The organism is Chitinophaga sp. CF118 (assembly GCF_900112615.1).
In the GTDB taxonomy this organism is placed as follows: Bacteria; Bacteroidota; Bacteroidia; order Chitinophagales; family Chitinophagaceae; genus Chitinophaga.
In genome coordinates this window covers 148,174-167,435 of the sequence record NZ_FOMK01000011.1, presented here as the reverse complement: position 1 = coordinate 167,435, position 19,262 = coordinate 148,174, and the positions used below count along the sequence as shown (strand labels likewise).

Sequence of the window (19,262 nt, the reverse complement as noted above, 5' to 3'; positions counted from 1 at the left end):
CATATGGGTTTTCAATGTACTGTATTAGAATAATCTGCATATCTTAAAAAATCTCTCTCTCCCTTATAGGGGTAATTATCTCCGCTTACGTCATATATGCGTAAACAGCTATTGCTATCTATCACCAGCTAGCTGCTATATAAAAACATTAAGACCCTTATATGAAAACAAGGTTAACAATGCTGCTGTTTCCTGTCCTGCTTCTATTGCAGGTACATTATGCAACGGCACAGCAACGGTACACAATCAGTGGTTATGTTAAGGACCAGCAAAATGGAGAAAGCCTCATTGGAATTTCTGTTTCAAAAGCAGGTACCGGCCTGGGTACCGTAACAAATGAATTTGGATTTTACTCTCTGACCCTGCCTGCAGGTGAGCATGAAGTACAATTCTCTTACGTGGGTTATACATCTATTAAGATGAATGTATCCCTCAAAGGCAATAAAACACTGGATATTAAACTGGAAAAGTCAAGTAGTCAGTTAAGTACCATTACTGTAAAAGGCACAAAACAGGAAAAAGCAGTGAATACGTTGAATACCAGTATCAACAGGCTGGATATTGCACAATTGAAAAAGATGCCCACCTTCATGGGTGAAGTAGACGTTCTGCGTTCCATCCAGACCTTACCCGGTGTAAATACAGTGGGAGAAGGTGCCAGCGGGTTCAATGTACGCGGTGGTGCTGCCGATGAGAACCTGATCTTACTGGACGATGCTCCTGTATACAACTCTACCCACATGCTGGGCTTCTTTTCTGTATTCAACCCTGATGCTGTTAAAAGCATCAACCTCATTAAAGGCGGTTTCCCTGCCGAATACGGCGGCCGAACTTCTTCAGTACTTGATATACGCATGAAAGATGGAAACAACCAGAATATGACCGTAAATGGCGGTATTGGCAATATCTTCAGCAGGCTATCAATCGAAGGTCCGCTTCAGAAGGACCAATCATCTTTCATTATCGCGGCACGCCGTTCTTATATCGACATCCTGATGAAACCTTTCCTGAAAGGTGACATGAAAGATACCAAGCTGAATTTCTACGACGTAACAGCGAAGGTCAACTTTAAATTGAACAAGAATAATACCCTGTTTGCCAGTGGATACCTCGGACGTGATGTATTCGGATTCGGTACACAGGTGAATATGAACTGGGGAAATAAAACAGCTACTGTACGCTGGAATCATGTATTCTCCAACCGTCTGTTCCTGAACGTAACTACCTTCTATAGCAATTATGATTACAGTCTGGACTTCAACAACGAAAGTCAGAAAGAAGCAGGGGAAGATAATCAGAGATACAAATGGACATCCAATATCATCAACTACGGCGTTAAACCTGCTCTCACATATTACATCAATGCACATAACAGTGTACACTTTGGTGTACAAGGACTCTACTATACTTTCAAACCTGGTACTGGTACCGGCGAAGAAGGTGAAACAAGTAGTGTAAAGGAATTAACGCAGCAACACGGACTGGAAGCAGCTGCTTATATCGATCACGAATGGAAACCAAGCAGCAGGTTTGGTGTACAATACGGAGTAAGATTCTCTGCTTATCAATACCTGGGTAAAGGCACTGTTTACTACTATAATGATACTACACCGGGTATACGTAAAACACTTATTGGTACAAAACAATATGGTGCCAATGAATTGATCAAAGCGTACAACTACCTGGAGCCAAGGATCACAGCACGATATGCATTGTCAGACAATCACGCGCTAAAAGCATCCTATAGCCGTACTACCCAGTACATGCATCAGCTATCGAACACAGCATCTCCTACCCCGCTGGATATATGGACACCAAGTACCAACAATGTACAGCCACAGGTAGCAGATCAATACACCCTGGGTTATGTATATGATGCGCCATCCAATGTATATGAAATATCGGCAGAAGTGTTTTATAAAAACATGGAACATCAGCTGGATTATATAGACAATGCTAATCTGCAACTTAACCAGCTGATAGAAGCAGACCTGCTGCCTTCACATAGCCGCTCCTACGGACTGGAACTGATGGCTAAAAAAGAAATAGGTGCCTCTACTGGCTGGATTAGTTATACCCTGTCACGCTCTGAAAGGCAAACAAATGGTATCAGTAAAAATGAATGGTTCCTGAACCGTTATGACAGAACTCATAACCTGAATATTGTATTCACACACGACTTTACTAAAAGGTCTACGTTTTCTGCCAACTGGGTATACGCTTCCGGTACACCTGGCACCTTTGCCGACAGCCGGCTGGAATTCCAGGACTGGGATATTCCATATAACAGTACTGGAAAACGCAATACCTACAGGCTTCCTGCCTTCCACAGACTGGACATATCTTATACACTCAAAGGCAAACAACTTCGTCGCTGGAAAGGAGAATGGGTATTTTCACTTTATAACGTATATGCACGAAGGAATGCTTATGCAATATACTTCCAGCAGAATAAAGATGATCAGTCCAAGAAAGAAGCAGTACGTCTGTCTATCATAGGCTCTATCATACCAGGGATTACTTACAATTTTAAATTTTAACCATCCTTCAAAAAACAGATATGAAAAAGTTACGACTCGGAATATTATTAGCGATGGTAGCAGGCTTCAGTGCCTGTGAAGATAAAATAGACCTTGACATAGCGAAGGGTACCTCCTACCCTGTGCTGGATGCATGGATCACAAATGAACCAGGTTTACAGGTTATCAGGTTTACGCAGTCTGTACAATCATATACAGATCAAACACCTGCTCCTGTTATTAAGGACGCAATCATTTCACTGATAGATGAAACAGCAGATATAACATATGCTTTCAATTTTACCGACACTGCATATACTTTTAATGCAGGGGATCATATATCCGTAGGTGTTACCGGCCATGCTTACCGGTTACGAGTGGTGTATAAAGGTGAAACATTTGAAGCAGTGGATACTATTAAAAGAAACACTCCCATAGATTCTATCACCTACAAATACAAAACTAAAGCTGAGAATGCGGTGGAGGAAGACGGATATTATGCCAAGTTCCATGCAAAGGATGTTGCCGGTGCGGTAGACTATTACTGGATCCGTTCCTACCGCAATAATATCTGGCATCGTGTAGGAGACGACTTCTCGGTAGATGGTTACTTTGATCAGAGTGTACAGGATGGCGCCTCCTTTGTACTTCCCATACAGGAAAGCATAACAGACGAAGAACATCCATACCAGAAGGGAGATAAAGTGATCGTTAAAATCCGCTCATTGACCAATCAGAGCCACTTCTTCCTTACACAGGTAAAAGAACAATTGAATAACGGTGGCCTGTTTGCCAAAGTATTGGAAAATGTGAAATGCAATGCAGTAAATGTCACAGCCGGAGGCGGTACACAAAAACTGCTTGGATGGTTTGGAACTTCAGCCGTAAGCAGCAGCGAGAAAGTAATTGAATAAGATTTTATATTATACAGCTGACTAAAAAGCAATGCTTTTTAGTCAGCTTCCTACCACATCAAACAACAAAAAATATTTCATGAAAAAAGTATTACTGGCATTGCTGGTACTGATTACAGTACAGCAGGCAAGGGCTCAGCATGCCCAAACTGAAACATTATTTTCCAGAAAAGGACAAGGGAAAACAAAAGTAGGTGCCTATGGCGCGCCTGCGACTAAATTTACATCCATTGATGGTAATTTTGGAGTACTGGTAGGTGGCTATGGCGGCGTACTGCTAAACAACAAAATAATGCTTGGAGCAGGTAGCTGGTCACTTGTTAACAACATACAAATGCCAACTGTAAATATCAATGGAAATAAAGAGTATCTAAGCTTATGGTATACCGGTTTTGTAGCAGAGTACGTTCATAATACAAATAAACTGATTCACTGGACTGCCGGTACGCTCATAGGTGGTGGCGGTGTATCCAGAAGAGAGAAATACAGATTCGATGACGGTGATAATCATAATTCGACTCACCATGATGGAAGCGGTTTTTTTGTAGTAGAACCCTTTGCCAATCTTGAACTGAACATTATAAAAAATCTCCGGTTTGACATAGGCGCTTCTTACAGACTGATCCGGGGATCCAGTACTCCAGGTATCACAGACAGTAAACTCAGTAATCCCACTATACATGCAGGCTTAAAGGCCGGGATTTTCTAATGGCACTCATCATTACTAAAAGCAGGATCTGCTAAAAACAACGAAACAGTCTGTCGCTTATCGTTCTTAATAGCACAGCCCTCATTTCATCAATAGTATATTACTTGCGCCAGGTATAGCTACCTCTTCTACTGAACGATTTCAGAACAGAAGGGTGGCATGCCTGTTTTTTATTATTTCAAACATAAATTTGGCAATTACGAAAAGTATCGTACATTTGATACGAAGATATTCGTACATCAATAATCATTGTAATTATGAGCACCGTTAAACAGACGAAACCTACAGAAAGTGAACTGGAAATATTGGGAATATTGTGGGATAAAGGTGCCAGCACAGTAAGGGAAGTACATGAAATCCTGGAAAAGACAAAGGATGCAGGATATACCACTACACTCAAGCTGATGCAAATCATGCATGAGAAGAATTTGCTTAAAAGAGATACCAGCAGTAAAACACACATATATGAAGCCGCTATTTCCCAGGAGAGTACACAACAACAGTTACTGAATAAAATGATAGATACTGTGTTCAATGGTTCTGCTTCACAACTGGTGCTCCAGGCATTAGGCAATCACCATTCTTCAAAGGAAGAACTGGAAAAGATCAAGCAATACCTTAATGAGATAGAAAATCAACAGAAAAAGTAACCTGCTGCGTTGCGGCACATAAAAACAAAACCATCATGACTGCGCAAATTCCTTTCACTGCAGATCTGATCCAGGCTTTTGGATGGGCCCTGCTCCACTCTTTCTGGCAGGCATTACTTGTATATGCCTGTTTACGGCTGGTACTGATGATATGGCCACAAGCCAGCGCCAGTATAAAATACAACCTGTCCTTTATTTCGCTGACAGGCATTTTCAGCTGGTTCATCATTACCCTCTGGCAACAACTGCAAACGATTCAACAGATTCACCAGGCTGCCCAACAAATGATAGATACCGGCGTCAGGCAAACAGCCCTTGAACTGCCTGCTATTTATCACAGTCAACAGGAATTGACAGGTGCCTTTCCCGGTCTGGAAGTCTTATTCCCACTGCTGACTGTCGTTTATGTGGCTGGCGTAGCAAGTATGACCATCAAACTAGTTATGGATCTCCTGCACCTGCGGCAGATCAGAAGAAAACAGGTATTACCCATAGATCCCGTTTGGGAAAAACATCTCGACAAACTGATGCTGCAGCTACAGCTGTCGAAAAAGGTAAAACTGCTTATTTCAGAACATATACAGGTACCTGTTATGATCGGCTTCCTGAAGCCACTGATCATACTCCCTGTAATCATGTTTAACAACTTAACAGCCGAACAGCTGGAAGCTATTCTGCTTCATGAGCTGGCACACATCAAACGCAATGATTATCTACTGAATATCTTCCAATCCATTGTTGAAACCATCCTGTTTTTTAATCCTTTCATATGGCTGATCTCAAAAAGTATCCGCATTGAAAGGGAACATTGTTGCGACGACCTGGTAATAGCAGGTAAAGTGCAACCACTGAATTATGCCAAAGCCCTGGTAGCATTGGAGGAATACCGGTTAACAGTCAATGCACTGGCGATGGCGGCAGCTGATAATAAACAACACTTATTTCACCGCATTAAACGCATCATGGAAATGAAAACTAAAAACATTAACTATACTCAAAAATTATTAGCAGTACTGATCATCGCAGTTGGCCTGATATCCATCGCCTGGCTCAATCCTTCAGGTGCAAAAGCTGAAGGCACAGTTCCTCCTGCGAAAATTACTGTAACAGCTCCAATCGCTCCTGGAATAGTGGCTCGCCCTATCCATTTTGCACGCTACATCAGCGATACCGTTCCCACAGAAAAACAAAATGCGGAAAAACAAGATGCAGAGAAGAAAGCGGTAGAAGAGAAGCAAATGGAAGCAAATCATGAAATGGATGCTGCCAATGCTCAAATGGATGCTGCTAAGGCAGGTATGGAAGCCGCAAAACTAGCAATGGAAAAGATAGACTGGAAACAGATGAATGCAGATGTAACCAGCGCGATGAAAAATGTAGACTGGGACAAGATTAACAAAGATGTGCAAACTGCTATGAAAAACATTGACTGGAAAAAGATCAATGAAGATATCAAAGCAGGCATGCAGGAAGCAAAGACAGCGGTAGATCCAAAAGTTATAGAAGAAAGTGTACGCATCGGGATGGAAAGCGCCAAAGCTGCTATGGCTAATTTCAACGTCGAAGAAATAAAAAAGAACATAGCCAATGCAAAGGAGGTGATGAATAGTGAGGAATACAAACAGGCGATGGCAAATGTAAAGCAAGAAATCGCTAAAGCACAGAAAGAAATAGTAAATGCGCAATCGCAAAGCAGGGTAACAGTCAATAGCAACAGTAATAGCATCACGAGCACGACTACTAGCACTAGCACTAGCAACAACAATAAAAATAAAACAACAAATACCTCTTCTGATAAAGACTTTAAATTATTAATAGAACAGATGACAGCAGACAAGCTGATAGATCCTAAAGCCGGATATACCATCAGTAAAAAGAATGGTGTATTAACAGTGAATGGAGTAGTGCAATCTTCAGCTGTAGAAAAGAAATACAGCAAACTGCTGAAGAATGTTAAAGGACTTTCCATTATTGGTAAAGAGGACAACTTAACGATCAATATATCCGAGGACTAACTCCTTTGTTGAACAATTATACCACGCTACTGCCGTTCATACAGCAGTAGCGTTTTTTTTTGATGGTTCCCCCTTATCTTTAGTTCCTAAACCTCAAACTTTATATGAAAGCTTATATAGGTATCCTGATAATCTTCTTTACAATAGGAGCACAGGCCCAGGATATAACTGTTATAAAGAATAACCCAGCTACACCTGTCAAGAACCAGTCTATGACGGGTACCTGCTGGTGTTTTTCCACTACCTCTCTGATAGAATCAGAATGCTTGCGTAAAGGACTACCCGCACTGGACTTATCCGAAATGTTCACCGTACGCAACATTTACATCGAAAAGGCGAAGAATTATATCCACCGTCAGGGATTTGCCCGTTTTGATGAAGGCGGGCTCGGGCATGATGTAATCCATGCAGCAGCGACTTATGGCATTATGCCGGAAAGTGTATATAGCGGACTTAAAGGAGGGCAAACACAGCATGACCATGGCGCGCTGGTAGCTGCTATGAAAAGTTACCTGGATAGCGTACTGAAGGTTAACAGACCCATTCCTGACAACTGGCAGGCACATCTGACAGCTATACTTGATCAGTACCTGGGTGCTCCCCCGGCAACGTTTATCTATAATGGCCGTACTTATACGCCACTCACCTTTGCGAAAGAAGTAGTAAAATTTAATCCGGATGATTTTGTAAATCTTACCTCTTTTTCCGATCATCCATTCTATAAATCTTTCATTGTAGAAGTACCGGATAATTTTTCAAATGGTGCTTATCTAAACATTCCCCTCAATGAGATGATCTCTATTGTCAAAACAGCGCTGGCAAAAGGTTATACCGTATTGTGGGATGCTGATGTCAGTAACAAAGGATGGATGACAGGTAAAGGATATGCCCTGTTTCCCACTATTGATACTATCGGAAGAAGCAGTTCTTTTAGTCCTGATACAGAAGAAAAACCATTTACACAAAACCGACGTCAGCAGTTGTATGAAGAATTAATTACCGAAGATGATCACCTGATGCATATTACCGGTATTGGCAAAAGCAAAGAGGGTAAGGACTTTTTCATTGTCAAGAACTCATGGGGTGAGAAATCGGGACCTTTCAGCGGATATATGAATGTATCAATTCCATATTTTGCGATTAATACAGTAACTATTATTGTGCCTAAAGCTGCATTGGATAAGGCTGTAAGCAGTAAACTCGCAGCGGATTAAAATATTTTGGAGCCATTTATTTAAATATTTTTCTACACAAACAACAGAGGTAAACGGATAATGCACCTTCTTTTTTTGAAAATCTATTCCCGAAAATTGTAAATCAATTGATTGGTAAAATAGCTTAAAAACAGGCTCCGTAAGTATTGCCCAAGCAGGTAATTCTTACGGAGTTACTTTATTAAAGCAGGCCCCCTCAGGAGCCACCTGTCCATAGGATAATTAATGCATTACTTTAAATCCTTCGTAATGTTGTAATGGACCTGCTGTAACTGTAACGTCCGTCACTTTTGCTAAAGGCGGGCCTTGCCAGCACCACGCTATAAATAATTCCATCGCGAGCGTCTCTCCTTCTGCCGCTATCCATACACTACCATCGGGCAGATTCTTCACCTCTCCCCGGATCCCTAAATGATCGGCGGTATGTTTAGTACTGGCTCTGAAAAAAACACCTTGTACCCTTCCTTTAACTGTAATTGTTGAATGTAGTTTTTGCATATGCATGCCTTCAGCAGTGACAGCATCAAAGCTACATAAACAGGTTAACTATTATCCGGGATTTAATGAACAATTGAGGGAAAAGCAAACAAAGGATGAAATAAACCGGGCATATTATGCTGCATAATTGAAAAGTGTTTTCTCTTTATGTACTTCATTGCCAAATATGAATTCCTTTACAGGTTCATAACTGCCGCCAGTAGCCGGTTTACGTAACAATGTAAAACTCCTGCACTGAAAACTACGGACGAATATCTGGTTATTAAAATGGTCGTATACCTTCCCGAATTCAGTAGTACTGATAGCTCTCGCTAATGTTATATGAGGTTTGTATGTAGTCGGTTTTATGTCAAATTCCTGCAGGATCTTTTTATGTAACTCGGCCATCGGTTTAGGATTAGCAACATTTACATAGATAGTATGCTTGTCATTCCCATGCTCAAAATGATCAAAACGGGAAGTATACAGGGTAAATCCTGATTGCTTCTTTGCAATATTGTCTAACAGGTAGATAAAATCATCCTGATATTTTACAGGAAACTCTGAACGGAACAGGTTGATATGTGCCTCAGAAACCCTGTTGCCATTCATGCCCAGCTCCTGGGCTATCAGCTTTTTCATGGCTTTTACATCATTGTTAATCTGAGTACCTGGTGTTACTATCAGTAGGTAATCGTACAATGTTTCCTGTTCGGATGCTATGTTGTTATTTGCTTGCATAACCAAATAAGTTTAGGACTTAAAGTGTATTGGTTATTTGAATATTGACATCACAAATATACAACTAATCTTCACATTTACTAATTTTCTTAGTATTTATTGCTAACTTTTTTATGATCCCAAGCTAACTGAAGAGAGGCCCCTCTCCCGGGATGAGACTCATGCCGGCATTCTTAACGATCTAATTCCCTTTTTAACAGGGCAGCCGGACTTCGGAACACCTCTGTATTCAAACAACGGGATTAACGTAAACGGAGCACTGCCCGCTATCTTGAACGTGAATTCGTGATACAGGTAACTGGTAGATTAACGCAAACGGGGCACTGCCCGCCATTGCGAACAGTGCCCCGTTATTATGTTCAGTATGATTAAGCCAGTTTCTGGATAATAGCAGTAAAGTCTGCAGCTACCAGGGATGCACCACCTATCAGGCCGCCATCCACATCCGGGCAGGAGAACAATTCTTCTGCATTGGAAGGCTTTGCACTACCACCATAAAGAATGCTCATATGCAATGCAGCTTCCCTGCCATATTTAGCAGCGATCTGAGAACGGATGAAAGCGTGCATATCCTGTGCCTGTGCTGCGCTGGCGGTAAGACCAGTACCAATAGCCCAGATAGGCTCATAAGCGATCACCACATCTTTCAATTGCTCTACAGTCAGGTGATACAAACTCTCTTCCAGCTGTTTAGCTACGTAATCGTTCTGTGTTTCAGCCTTCCTGATTTCCAGTGGCTCTCCACAACAGAAAATAGGCTTCAGACCATTAGCCAGTGTCTGGTCAATTTTCTTAGCCAATGCAGCATTACTTTCCTGGAAATATTCTCTTCTTTCAGAGTGACCAATGATCACGTAATCCACACCAACAGATTTCAGCATTTCTGCAGATACTTCGCCCGTATAAGCGCCGGATTTTTCAGATGCAACGTTTTGCGAAGCCAGGTAAAAACCCGGATTATTCTTCAACAATGCTTTCGCTTTCAGCAGATAAGGAAAAGGAGTAGCAACTACTACTTCCTGACCCTCTTTCAACTTCAGGCCGGTTTGCAAAATGTCATTGATCAGCTGTTCGCCCTGAGCTAATGTCAGGTTCATTTTCCAGTTGCCAGCTACAATTTTTTTTCTCATGTGTATCACTATATTAATTGAATAATTAATTATTGACTAATTCATATACAGCTTTTAACAGCCGCTCTTCAATTTCTCCCAGCTTCTGCCCTTTAAACTGCATCCAGGTAGCCGCATCTCTCAATGCTTCTCCGATCCGGTAAGGCTCCTGTTTCAAACCTCCCCAGGAAAAAGAAGGGATAAATTTAGGAGGAAAATCTCCTCCAAAAATATTACAGGAAACACCTGCCACCGTACCAGTATTGAACATGGTGCCTATCCCGCAACGACTGTAATCTCCCATCAGCAAACCACATTTACGACCTGCCGGCCAGGCTTCCTTTCGCGCTTCCAGCCATACATTCACAACACTTCCATTATTCTTCAGATTAGAACAGGTGGTATTACCTCCCAGGTTACACCATTCTCCCAGCACAGCATCTCCCAGGTAACCGTCATGTCCCTTATTGGAATAACCGAACATCACCACATTCTTAAGCTCTCCGCCGCCCACACAACCCGGCCCCAGTGTAGTGGCACCATAGATTTTAGTACCCATCTTCAACGTAGCTCCTTCTCCCATGGCAAATGCACCGCGGATCAGGCACCCTTCCATAATCTCTGCATTACGGCCAATATAAATCGGACCAGTTGTGGCATTCAGAATACTATGGCTGACAACTGCTCCCGGCTCCAGGAAAACGTGCTCCCGCCCGCTTACCTGGTTATTATCCGGTATGGGGGCAGAGGTCCTGTTTTTCGTCAGCAGTACAAAATCATTCCGTAAGGCCTGATCATTTAATAATGTAATATCCCAGGGCAGATAGATCCCTTGTACCTGACCTTTAAAAGAAACTCTTGTTTCAATTAAATCAAGACCTTCCTCTTTAGGAAGACCTGTAAAAAGAACTTTATTAGAGGAAATTCCCAGTTTATTCGTCTTAAAAGCCAACTGTATACAGCCCAGCTCATCTCCTGTTACAACTCTGGCCAGTATCTGGTTGTCCTGATATAACTCCTGCCCTGTTTCCAGGGAATGAATAGCATGTATTAAAGCTTCAGAGGGAAGAATATGTCCATTGATCAACACATTCACAGTTTTCTCATCTATCTGTTGCAGCGGATACTTTTCCTGCAAATATGGAACCGTCAAGTAGCTGGTACCCGTATTCAAACAGCGATCCCATTTCTCGCGGATAGTAAGAATACCCACGCGGCAAGCCGCAACCGGTCTTGTATGGGTAAAGGGGAATAACAAATCGCGTGCGGGTGTGTCGAAAAGAATGTAATTCCGCTCCATAAAGGCTAAAAATAAAAAATCCCATCGAAAAAGCCGATGGGATTTTATTAATTATTTAAAACGGGCCTGATTAGGCTTTCTTTGCGTAACGTTTGTTGAACTTGTCGATACGACCTGCTGTATCCAATAAAATGTTCTTTCCGGTATAAAACGGATGAGAAGTATTGGAGATTTCCAGCTTGATCACCGGGTACTCGTTACCATCTTCCCATTTCAACATTTCTTTTGAACTGGCAGTAGAACGACTTAAAAAAGCAGTACCGTTAGACATATCTTTGAATATTACAAATCTGTAATTTTCTGGATGGATTCCCTGTTTCATCTGAATAAAAATTTACTTTTTGTTACCGTATGCTACCCCTCACGATTGCCCATGCCTGGTTTCATACCAATATTATTATAATACAGGGTGCAAAGGTAATAATATTTTTTAAATCTAACACCTCTGTAACCGAATTATTTTTAACTCTTCATATTTACATACTGTAAAGGAATTCCCAGGCTGGCCTCCTTTATTTTCTGTATAACTTCCTGTAAATCATCTATTTTCTTACTGGTTACCCGAACAATATCATCCATAATGGCGGCTTGCACCTTTGTTCCGGAATCCTTAATCAACTTCACTATCTTCTTGGCATCTTCCTGTTTAATCCCGTTCCGTACAGGAATCTCTTTTTTATACACCTTCCCACTCTGGTAAGGTTCCTTGCTCAGATCATAAATAGTAGCATCCAGCCCATGGCGCATGGTCCGGCTGATCAAAACATCTATTACCTGGGTCAGCTTCATATCGCTCTCTACCTCTACATTCAAAGTCAGATCCTTCTTATTCAATTCCATCTCAACAGGGGAACCCTTGAAATCGAATCGTGTAGTGATCTCTTTCTTTACGGTATTTATAGCATTATCAAGCGTTTGCATATCTACTTTGCTAACAATATCAAAGGACGGCATAATTGAAAATAATTTTATTACAGTTATTCGCTTTTGGAACGACAAATATAACTGAATAGCACCGAAACAAAAACCCCGGGACGATTACCCGGGGTATGTTACCTTTTCAACCGGTAACATAGTCGCCTTGCAAGCGGCGACCAACAACTGATTCTTTAATCTTGTTTTGATACCTTAGACATGCCGGAAGACGACTGACTGAGGGATGCATTACCTTTATAACGTACATTTCCCATTCCGGAAACGCTGATGTCAAGCTTCTTTTCTGCAAACAGATCCAACTTTCCACTGCCCGAAACCTCTACCTTCACATTATCTGAATGCAGACCAAATGCATCTATATCACCAGAACCAGAAATACCATACTTGGTTTGTGGTACATTCCCCTTCAGGTTTACCTTACTGGACCCGGAAATCCTTACATCCAATACATTCGAATTAAGATCCATGTCTGCTATTGTACTACCACTGAAAGAAAATACCACCTTATTCCCCTTCAGGCTGCTTTTGCTGTAAAAGCCACCACTTCCGCTCGAGTTCAGCTCTTCCAGTTCTTCAACAGTTACATAGATATTCACCGTTTTAGTAGGTTTGATCTCATACCCTTTTTTGGTATTGATCTGTAATTCACTACCATTTACTGTAGTGACAATATAAGGAAGCAGGTTATCATCTGCCTCTATCTGGATATCACGCTTACTTCCCTGCTGGATGTATACATTGTAATTGCCGGAAGTACTGATACTTTTAAAAGGGTTCTGTGTGCGAACTTCCTGTTTGATGTTTCCGCTACCCTTTACTTTTTCGTTACGGATGTCAATTGTAAAAGCGGAAAGTACAAGCAAAGCGATCGCTAACGGCACATAGAAGTACCGGCCCAAATGTTGCATTTTCATAATTAGGATTTTAACGTTTTAAAGAAGATGTTGAATGATCAGTGACTGTCTAAATCGATGTCACTGTATACTCCCTGAATAGCCAGTAAAGGTGACTGATCGCCGGCTCCGGCAGTAGAACCAGTATAAGATAACTGGGAACTCTTTTTAATAGAAGTTACATTTTTAAATGAAAGATCGCCAGTATTCAGATCTCCGCTGGTAAGGTTTACCCTGATCTGAAAAGCAACGTTCTGCTGGAATCCCAGATTAATATCCGTATAGGTCAGGTGCATATCCCCTTTCTTAAATCCCTGTCCGATACTTTTTACAGACAGATCTCCGTACACCAGGTTCGCAGTTATTTCTGCCAGTACTTCACCAATCTTGAAATTTGTATAGGTACATCTGGAACTAATAACTCCTACTTTCGAAATAGTATATTCATCATAGTTACCTTTCACTTCCATCTTTCCTACCGATCCCAATGTATATTCACTGTAATTGGAACTCGCCATCAGGGAGCCGACAGACTCACTCCGGATATTTGAATAATTAGCCTTTACTATCAATGCATCTGCCTTTCCTACCTTCCCTTTCTGGCAATAATTCATATGCATTTCCAGTGATTTCTGCGCTTCCTTTATATCATAATTACAATAGTTCATATTGATGACCGCAGGAAAAGAAAGTACATCTGCAATCACATCTCCAAAATTGTTTTCGATAACTATTTTGGTAAGATCTTCAGGAACGTATAACTCATAATCAATGTTCACATAATCCTTGGAATCTTTCTTTCCACTCCCCCAGGAGAACCATTTGTTGCCCGATCCGGAAGGATTATACACTGTCTGAAAACTCGTCGTGTTACCATTAGTGTTAGTAGTAATATCTACCATACTGTTAACGTCCTTAGCCTCATCTACACTTTTACCGAAGCCTGTAATAACAACAGTCGATTTTATAACGTTTTTAGACCAGGTATGGATAATCACCTTTCCATATTTATTCGAAATCGTCAATGTAGTGTTACTGGCATTATTGATCTCTTTCACAATAGTTCTTCTGTATTCACTGTTTCCTTTTTCACCAAACGCCAGCACTGGTAATAACAGCAGTATCAGTATTTTAAATTTCTCTTTCATAGTTAGATTGCTTTTGTATAACAGGCTGCTTTTCTTTCAGCTCGTCCAATATTTTATCCAGCAGGTCCAGCTTTAACTGGTAATAATGTACCATAGCTGCTTTTATACGTTCGTTACCGGGATTTTGTATTAATTCTGCCTCGAGTACCTGGTAAGTTTCATTACGTAACTCCAGTTCTTTACGGGCCGAACTGTCCAGTCCTACCACAGATGCGGGATAGGCTTTAATATCCTGTAGCCGCTGTTCAATCTGAGAAGTGTAATACATCTTTGCGTCCTGCAACTCCGGCGATACATTTTCCAGATGTTGCGCCTTCTTCATCTGTAGGAACTGATAGATTACCACACTGTTTACAACAAGTACCAGAATAGCCGCCGCTTTTAACCAGTGACGGCCCAACTGCTGTATAATCGTTTCCTTTTTGGGGGGCCTCAGCTCTTTTTCAAGTTGTGCCCACACACCGGGTCCGGGCCCATGCTCCTCAAAATCCGGACGGTGCTGCCTGATAAAATCCTCAAAACTCTTTTCTGGCATCAGCGAATTACATTTTTTTGTTTAACGATCTGCCTCACTTTATCCTTCGCCCTCATATACTGTGTTTTTACTGTAGACTCAGAAATATCCAGCATTGCGGCAATTTCCTTATGCGAATATTCCTCAAAGATATACAGGTTAAGTACAGTCCGGTAACCTTGCGGTAATATATGTATCGCATCTTTGATGGCGGCCACCGTCCAGGCAAAACTATCTTCATCTATTCCTCCCTGCTCTTCTACCAAGTCTATATTATCTACTTCTTCAAAATACACTTTCTTTTTTCGCAACCTGGAAAGGCAGTGGTTCACCACTATCCTCTTGATCCAGGCGGTTACACTGCTGGCACTTTCCAGACGTTCAATATTCTTGAATATCTGCATAAAAGCCTCCTGCAGAGTGTCTTCAGCATCTGCGGCATTTCCCGTCATACGCAGACAGATGTTGTACATAGCCGCCGAATAAGCGTTGTACAATTCCCGGAAAGCGTGCACGTCGCCTTTTTTGCACCTGTCAACCAGGTGGTCTGTTATCGTTGTCTGGTTCAAGTTGTTGGTAGATGCTTGCATTATAAAGACATTATTTTGAAAAAAGGTTGCACATGACAGGAAGATTTTTTGAGGATAATTTCCTGCTTCAGTCTATAAACCTTGATAACCAGTCTGTTGAGAGTTTTAAAAAGGACGCGATCTAACGAGAGATCACGTCCTATCCATCCTTATATGTACCTAAAACCTAGGTCGAACCTAATTATTACTCTTCACCCTGTTCTGCTCGTCTTCCAAACCTGTTCTACGGCTCCTTGCTTCCTTAATACTGGTACTTCCAAAACGGTAAGTGAAATTCAACCTCACCTGCTGGCTTTCCCATTTGCTCCTTACTGAGCTGTAGCGGCCGGCATTCTCAAAAGTTCCACGGAACACCTGGTTGTTGAAAACGTCATTCACACTCAGCTTCACAGAACCTTTCTTATTTAACACCTGTTTGGATATCCCAAAGTCCATTGCATACATCGGCTTCATCTTAAACAACCCTTCATCTGCTATCTGTGAGGACAGGTAAAAGAAACTCACCTCAGTAGAGATCCCTTTGGGGAGAGTAAATGAATGCTGTGTACGGGCCATAAATCCACCACCGTTAATACTCACATTCTGATTATTCACTATTGTCTGATATTTACTATAATTACCAGACAGGTAAGTAAAGCTGTTCCACCATTTGGTAATCGGTACCGGAAAAGAAATGTTCATTGTAAAGTTGTCCGACTTGGCCACATTCAGGTATTTATATCTTAAAACAGAGCTGTCGCCGGTCACAGGATCTTTTCCTGCTTCTATGATCTGCGTTATCAGATCTTTTGTATGCGTATAACCGATAGAGGTAGTTAAAAACTGTTTGAAAGTATGTGTCAGTTCTATACTGTTGGCATAAGAAGGACGCAGGTAAGGGTTACCGGACAAAAGAGTGTATCTGTCCAGATAAAACTCAAATGGATTCAGATCTTCGTAGCTGGGGCGCTGTAATCTTCTGCTGTAAGACAAACCTAACTGGTGGTTCTTCGATACCGCGTAACCTACGAATATACTTGGGAACAGGTTAAAATAGCTGGTATCCGTTTTACGGTTAATCGTTATAGAATTACCTTCTACCTGTGTAGCTTCTCCGCGAAGGCCCATCTGCAAACTCAGCTTCTTAATCTGCTTGTGAAAATTGATATAACCTGCCTGCACATTTTCCTTATAAATAAACTGGTTAGAACGGTTCACATCATATACCCAGTTATTACTGCGTAAAGAATCGAAACGGGCATTGTTATCAGTCTTTACGAAAGAAAACTTCAATCCTGCTTCAAACTTAGCCTCGTGTTTCAGCGGATTTACATAATCAATTTTGATCGTTTTAATATCTATTTTAGATGGTTGTAAACTGCGGGAAGTATCACCGTGCATAAAGTTCTTACCGCCAGCATCCCAGGTATTGGAAAAGATATCAGACGTTTTGGTTTCCTTATTCAGTGCATAATCCAGGTCAATATTCAATTCTTTACCCATTGTATCCAGCACACCTTTGTAGTTAACATTGTATGCCCAGCGGCTCCAGTGCGAACCATTCTCTGAATTTGTTTTCAATGTTGAATCAACGGATTCCCTTCCACCGATCAATGTAGTACCAAAAGCAGGTGAGTTTGAACTTCTGAAACCGGCATCTACCATCACACCTATTGTGTGATTTTTACTGATAAAGTAATCCATACCTACCTTGGCGCCATGGTATTCAGATGTATTGGTGATCTTGTTATGTTGATCAAATATGGTAAACTTTCCATTATCCGTACCCGTACGATATAACGCAAGGTTTTGTTCGTTTCCGCGGTGGTTATAATTATAAGAACCAAAGAGGTTGAACTTTTCATTGCGATGGTTCACGTTAAGGCCCGCACTGTATTTTGGAGTAAGTCCATAAGCACTGCCCACGTTCAAACTTCCGTTGGTACCTACTGTTTTATTCTTTTTCAGTTTGATGTTGATGATCCCGGCGTTGCCCGCTGCATCATATTTGGCGGAAGGATTGGTGATCAGTTCTATCTGGTCGATATTACTACCAGGCATACTTTTCAGCAGCTGGGCAACGTCCTGGGAACTCATATTGGTTAGCTTACCATCTATCATAATAACAACACCATTCTTTCCTTTCATGCTGATGTTATCATCTTTATCAATAGTTACACCGGGAGATTTTTCCAGAACTTCCATTGCAGAAGCACCTGCACCGATGATACTGTTTTCAACATTTACCACCATTTTGTCGGGATGCTGCTCAACAAAAGGTTTCTTCCCTGTTACATTTACCTCTTTCAGATTTTTGGCATCTGCGCTAAGAGAAAGCGTTGGTACTTTTACAGGAGTATTACCATTTATTTCAAAAGTCGGACTATACGCTTTTTTCATACCTACATAAGCAGCTGCTACCAGGTACTTGCCTGATTTTATCTGCTCAAACTCATACTGACCGTTGATATCAGCAATAGCACCTTTTACCAGGGATGAGTCTTTTGCTTTTAATAAGGTGATAGTGGCAAATTCAACGGGTTTATTACCGCTTTGCATTACCTGCCCGGACACTTTTGCCGGCTGGCTGGTTTGTGCGTAGGTCTTTTTTATACTACAGACCACGACACTAAGGGCTAAAAAGATGGCGATAGATTTCATATAAGGAGGATTATTATTTATAAAAAACTAATAGTTAAAGTATTATTATGTATAGTTCCTTTACTTCTACAGTTCCTTTCTTTATCAACTACAGTGTAAAGGTATGTACTGTGTATTGCATAATACTTAGTCTTACATAAACGGTCCTGGGAAAGGGATGAGTGGTAATTTTTTAATTAAAGACGCCCTGAGAGGAATTTAGTTACAGATTTTAGGGGGATTTTATTGATCTTCAATACTGTGAATATTACTCAGACTCATATCAGAAAGGAACTTAACAGGGAGTAAACAGGCTCATCCTACGTTCATCCTACGTTTTTAACGTAGGATGAACGTAGGATGAGCCTGTTTACTTTATATCTGATTCCCGTTTGTTACCAGTTCAGGGTATATCTTATATATATCATCGCAAATGAAAAGAGCCCCACAATTTAAAATTGCAGGGCTCTTATATAATAAGTCGTTGTTATTCCCAGTCAATCTTCTCAAGCACATCGGGCAATACTTCCTGGATTTTTTCAAAGAGAACCCTTTCTTCTGTCCGGATATGCTCCTCAAGGCTACGGGCCAGCAGGTCCATAGCAGCTATCATATCTGTATTTTCAGTCAGGGCACTGTACATCCTGGATATCCGCTGATGATCCAGTGTCAGTTCCCGGATCAGCACATCGATTTCTTCGTTTTTCCCCAGACAAACCTCAAAAAGATATTCTTCCTTCTGGATATGTGGCACCATTACTTCCTGGAATACTTTTACAATGTAGGCCAGTTTAGCATCTGTTTCAAGTGGAAACCCTTCATAGGGAGCCGCATCCTTTTTCAGATAGCGACATACGAACAGCAGGCGTTTATGCTCCTGCGATAAAGGAATTAAAGTAGAATGGCGTTGCATA

General features: G+C 41.3%; 18 protein-coding genes. 6 read left to right on the top strand and 12 right to left on the bottom strand.

From position 1 onward, the window contains the following. Window positions 1–161: 161 nt before the first annotated feature. From BM176_RS28265 to BM176_RS28240, 6 genes are all read left to right on the top strand, one after another. Entirely contained in the window at window positions 162–2,540 is a 2,379-nt protein-coding gene (locus BM176_RS28265) for a TonB-dependent receptor (RefSeq protein ID WP_090107759.1), read from the top strand. 20 nt (window positions 2,541–2,560) lie between these two features. Beyond that, window positions 2,561–3,433, top strand: coding sequence for a DUF4249 domain-containing protein (locus tag BM176_RS28260; RefSeq protein WP_090107758.1), 873 nt, complete (start codon window positions 2,561–2,563; stop codon window positions 3,431–3,433). A gap of 79 nt (window positions 3,434–3,512) precedes the next feature. Further along, entirely contained in the window at window positions 3,513–4,142 is a 630-nt protein-coding gene (locus BM176_RS28255; RefSeq protein ID WP_143097945.1) for a hypothetical protein, read from the top strand. 257 nt (window positions 4,143–4,399) lie between these two features. Beyond that, window positions 4,400–4,792, top strand: a complete 393-nt coding sequence (locus tag BM176_RS28250) for a BlaI/MecI/CopY family transcriptional regulator (RefSeq protein ID WP_090107756.1) — start codon at window positions 4,400–4,402, stop codon at window positions 4,790–4,792. A 35-nt stretch (window positions 4,793–4,827) separates the two neighbouring features. Next, window positions 4,828–6,807, top strand: coding sequence for a M56 family metallopeptidase (locus BM176_RS28245; protein WP_090107755.1), 1,980 nt, complete (start codon window positions 4,828–4,830; stop codon window positions 6,805–6,807). Window positions 6,808–6,911: 104 nt separating this feature from the next. Next, window positions 6,912–8,021: a C1 family peptidase gene (locus BM176_RS28240; protein ID WP_090107754.1), complete on the top strand. Its 1,110-nt coding sequence runs from the start codon at window positions 6,912–6,914 to the stop codon at window positions 8,019–8,021. 222 nt (window positions 8,022–8,243) lie between these two features. On the opposite strand, the gene BM176_RS28235 is transcribed toward BM176_RS28240, so the two are convergent. The 12 genes from BM176_RS28235 to BM176_RS28180 all read right to left on the bottom strand — a co-directional run bounded on the left by BM176_RS28235 (window position 8,244) and on the right by BM176_RS28180 (window position 19,261). Beyond that, a complete protein-coding gene (locus BM176_RS28235; protein ID WP_090107800.1) occupies window positions 8,244–8,519 on the bottom strand; it encodes an acylphosphatase in 276 nt (91 codons plus the stop codon). Between the two features lie 114 nt (window positions 8,520–8,633). Further along, the gene (locus tag BM176_RS28230; protein WP_090107753.1) at window positions 8,634–9,239 is read right to left on the bottom strand and encodes a 2'-5' RNA ligase family protein; all 606 of its coding nucleotides are present in this window, start codon (window positions 9,237–9,239) and stop codon (window positions 8,634–8,636) included. 368 nt (window positions 9,240–9,607) lie between these two features. Next, window positions 9,608–10,369, bottom strand: coding sequence for a triose-phosphate isomerase (gene tpiA / locus BM176_RS28225; RefSeq protein WP_090107752.1), 762 nt, complete (start codon window positions 10,367–10,369; stop codon window positions 9,608–9,610). 25 nt (window positions 10,370–10,394) lie between these two features. Beyond that, window positions 10,395–11,648: a putative sugar nucleotidyl transferase gene (locus BM176_RS28220; RefSeq protein ID WP_090107751.1), complete on the bottom strand. Its 1,254-nt coding sequence runs from the start codon at window positions 11,646–11,648 to the stop codon at window positions 10,395–10,397. Between the two features lie 70 nt (window positions 11,649–11,718). Continuing rightward, window positions 11,719–11,970: a type B 50S ribosomal protein L31 gene (locus tag BM176_RS28215; protein WP_089778244.1), complete on the bottom strand. Its 252-nt coding sequence runs from the start codon at window positions 11,968–11,970 to the stop codon at window positions 11,719–11,721. Window positions 11,971–12,110: 140 nt separating this feature from the next. Beyond that, entirely contained in the window at window positions 12,111–12,602 is a 492-nt protein-coding gene (locus BM176_RS28210) for a YajQ family cyclic di-GMP-binding protein (RefSeq protein ID WP_090107750.1), read from the bottom strand. A 155-nt stretch (window positions 12,603–12,757) separates the two neighbouring features. Next, complete coding sequence (locus BM176_RS28205; protein WP_090107749.1) at window positions 12,758–13,498, bottom strand: head GIN domain-containing protein; 741 nt, start codon at window positions 13,496–13,498, stop codon at window positions 12,758–12,760. 38 nt (window positions 13,499–13,536) lie between these two features. Continuing rightward, window positions 13,537–14,625 (bottom strand): hypothetical protein, encoded by a 1,089-nt coding sequence (locus BM176_RS28200; protein ID WP_090107748.1) that lies wholly within the window; start codon window positions 14,623–14,625, stop codon window positions 13,537–13,539. Next, entirely contained in the window at window positions 14,609–15,160 is a 552-nt protein-coding gene (locus BM176_RS28195) for a hypothetical protein (protein WP_090107747.1), read from the bottom strand. Before BM176_RS28195 ends, BM176_RS28200 begins: the two co-directional genes overlap by 17 nt. Continuing rightward, window positions 15,160–15,729 (bottom strand): RNA polymerase sigma factor, encoded by a 570-nt coding sequence (locus tag BM176_RS28190; protein ID WP_090107746.1) that lies wholly within the window; start codon window positions 15,727–15,729, stop codon window positions 15,160–15,162. The genes BM176_RS28195 and BM176_RS28190 overlap by 1 nt, the downstream gene beginning before the upstream one ends. Window positions 15,730–15,906: 177 nt before the next feature. Then, a complete protein-coding gene (locus BM176_RS28185) occupies window positions 15,907–18,369 on the bottom strand; it encodes a TonB-dependent receptor (protein ID WP_090107745.1) in 2,463 nt (820 codons plus the stop codon). 466 nt (window positions 18,370–18,835) lie between these two features. Continuing rightward, complete coding sequence (locus BM176_RS28180; RefSeq protein WP_090107744.1) at window positions 18,836–19,261, bottom strand: hemerythrin domain-containing protein; 426 nt, start codon at window positions 19,259–19,261, stop codon at window positions 18,836–18,838. Window position 19,262 lies beyond the last annotated feature (1 nt).

What these genes read in the sequence shown, in the direction of transcription:
- BM176_RS28265 (WP_090107759.1), top strand. Translation starts at nt 162, where the DNA reads ATGAAAACAAGGTTAACAATGCTGCTGTTTCCTGTCCTGCTTCTATTG.
- BM176_RS28260 (WP_090107758.1), top strand. Translation starts at nt 2,561, where the DNA reads ATGAAAAAGTTACGACTCGGAATATTATTAGCGATGGTAGCAGGCTTC.
- BM176_RS28255 (WP_143097945.1), top strand. Translation starts at nt 3,513, where the DNA reads ATGAAAAAAGTATTACTGGCATTGCTGGTACTGATTACAGTACAGCAG.
- BM176_RS28250 (WP_090107756.1), top strand. Translation starts at nt 4,400, where the DNA reads ATGAGCACCGTTAAACAGACGAAACCTACAGAAAGTGAACTGGAAATA.
- BM176_RS28245 (WP_090107755.1), top strand. Translation starts at nt 4,828, where the DNA reads ATGACTGCGCAAATTCCTTTCACTGCAGATCTGATCCAGGCTTTTGGA.
- BM176_RS28240 (WP_090107754.1), top strand. Translation starts at nt 6,912, where the DNA reads ATGAAAGCTTATATAGGTATCCTGATAATCTTCTTTACAATAGGAGCA.
- BM176_RS28235 (WP_090107800.1), bottom strand. Translation starts at nt 8,519, where the DNA reads ATGCAAAAACTACATTCAACAATTACAGTTAAAGGAAGGGTACAAGGT.
- BM176_RS28230 (WP_090107753.1), bottom strand. Translation starts at nt 9,239, where the DNA reads ATGCAAGCAAATAACAACATAGCATCCGAACAGGAAACATTGTACGAT.
- tpiA (WP_090107752.1), bottom strand. Translation starts at nt 10,369, where the DNA reads ATGAGAAAAAAAATTGTAGCTGGCAACTGGAAAATGAACCTGACATTA.
- BM176_RS28220 (WP_090107751.1), bottom strand. Translation starts at nt 11,648, where the DNA reads ATGGAGCGGAATTACATTCTTTTCGACACACCCGCACGCGATTTGTTA.
- BM176_RS28215 (WP_089778244.1), bottom strand. Translation starts at nt 11,970, where the DNA reads ATGAAACAGGGAATCCATCCAGAAAATTACAGATTTGTAATATTCAAA.
- BM176_RS28210 (WP_090107750.1), bottom strand. Translation starts at nt 12,602, where the DNA reads ATGCCGTCCTTTGATATTGTTAGCAAAGTAGATATGCAAACGCTTGAT.
- BM176_RS28205 (WP_090107749.1), bottom strand. Translation starts at nt 13,498, where the DNA reads ATGAAAATGCAACATTTGGGCCGGTACTTCTATGTGCCGTTAGCGATC.
- BM176_RS28200 (WP_090107748.1), bottom strand. Translation starts at nt 14,625, where the DNA reads ATGAAAGAGAAATTTAAAATACTGATACTGCTGTTATTACCAGTGCTG.
- BM176_RS28195 (WP_090107747.1), bottom strand. Translation starts at nt 15,160, where the DNA reads ATGCCAGAAAAGAGTTTTGAGGATTTTATCAGGCAGCACCGTCCGGAT.
- BM176_RS28190 (WP_090107746.1), bottom strand. Translation starts at nt 15,729, where the DNA reads ATGCAAGCATCTACCAACAACTTGAACCAGACAACGATAACAGACCAC.
- BM176_RS28185 (WP_090107745.1), bottom strand. Translation starts at nt 18,369, where the DNA reads ATGAAATCTATCGCCATCTTTTTAGCCCTTAGTGTCGTGGTCTGTAGT.
- BM176_RS28180 (WP_090107744.1), bottom strand. Translation starts at nt 19,261, where the DNA reads ATGCAACGCCATTCTACTTTAATTCCTTTATCGCAGGAGCATAAACGC.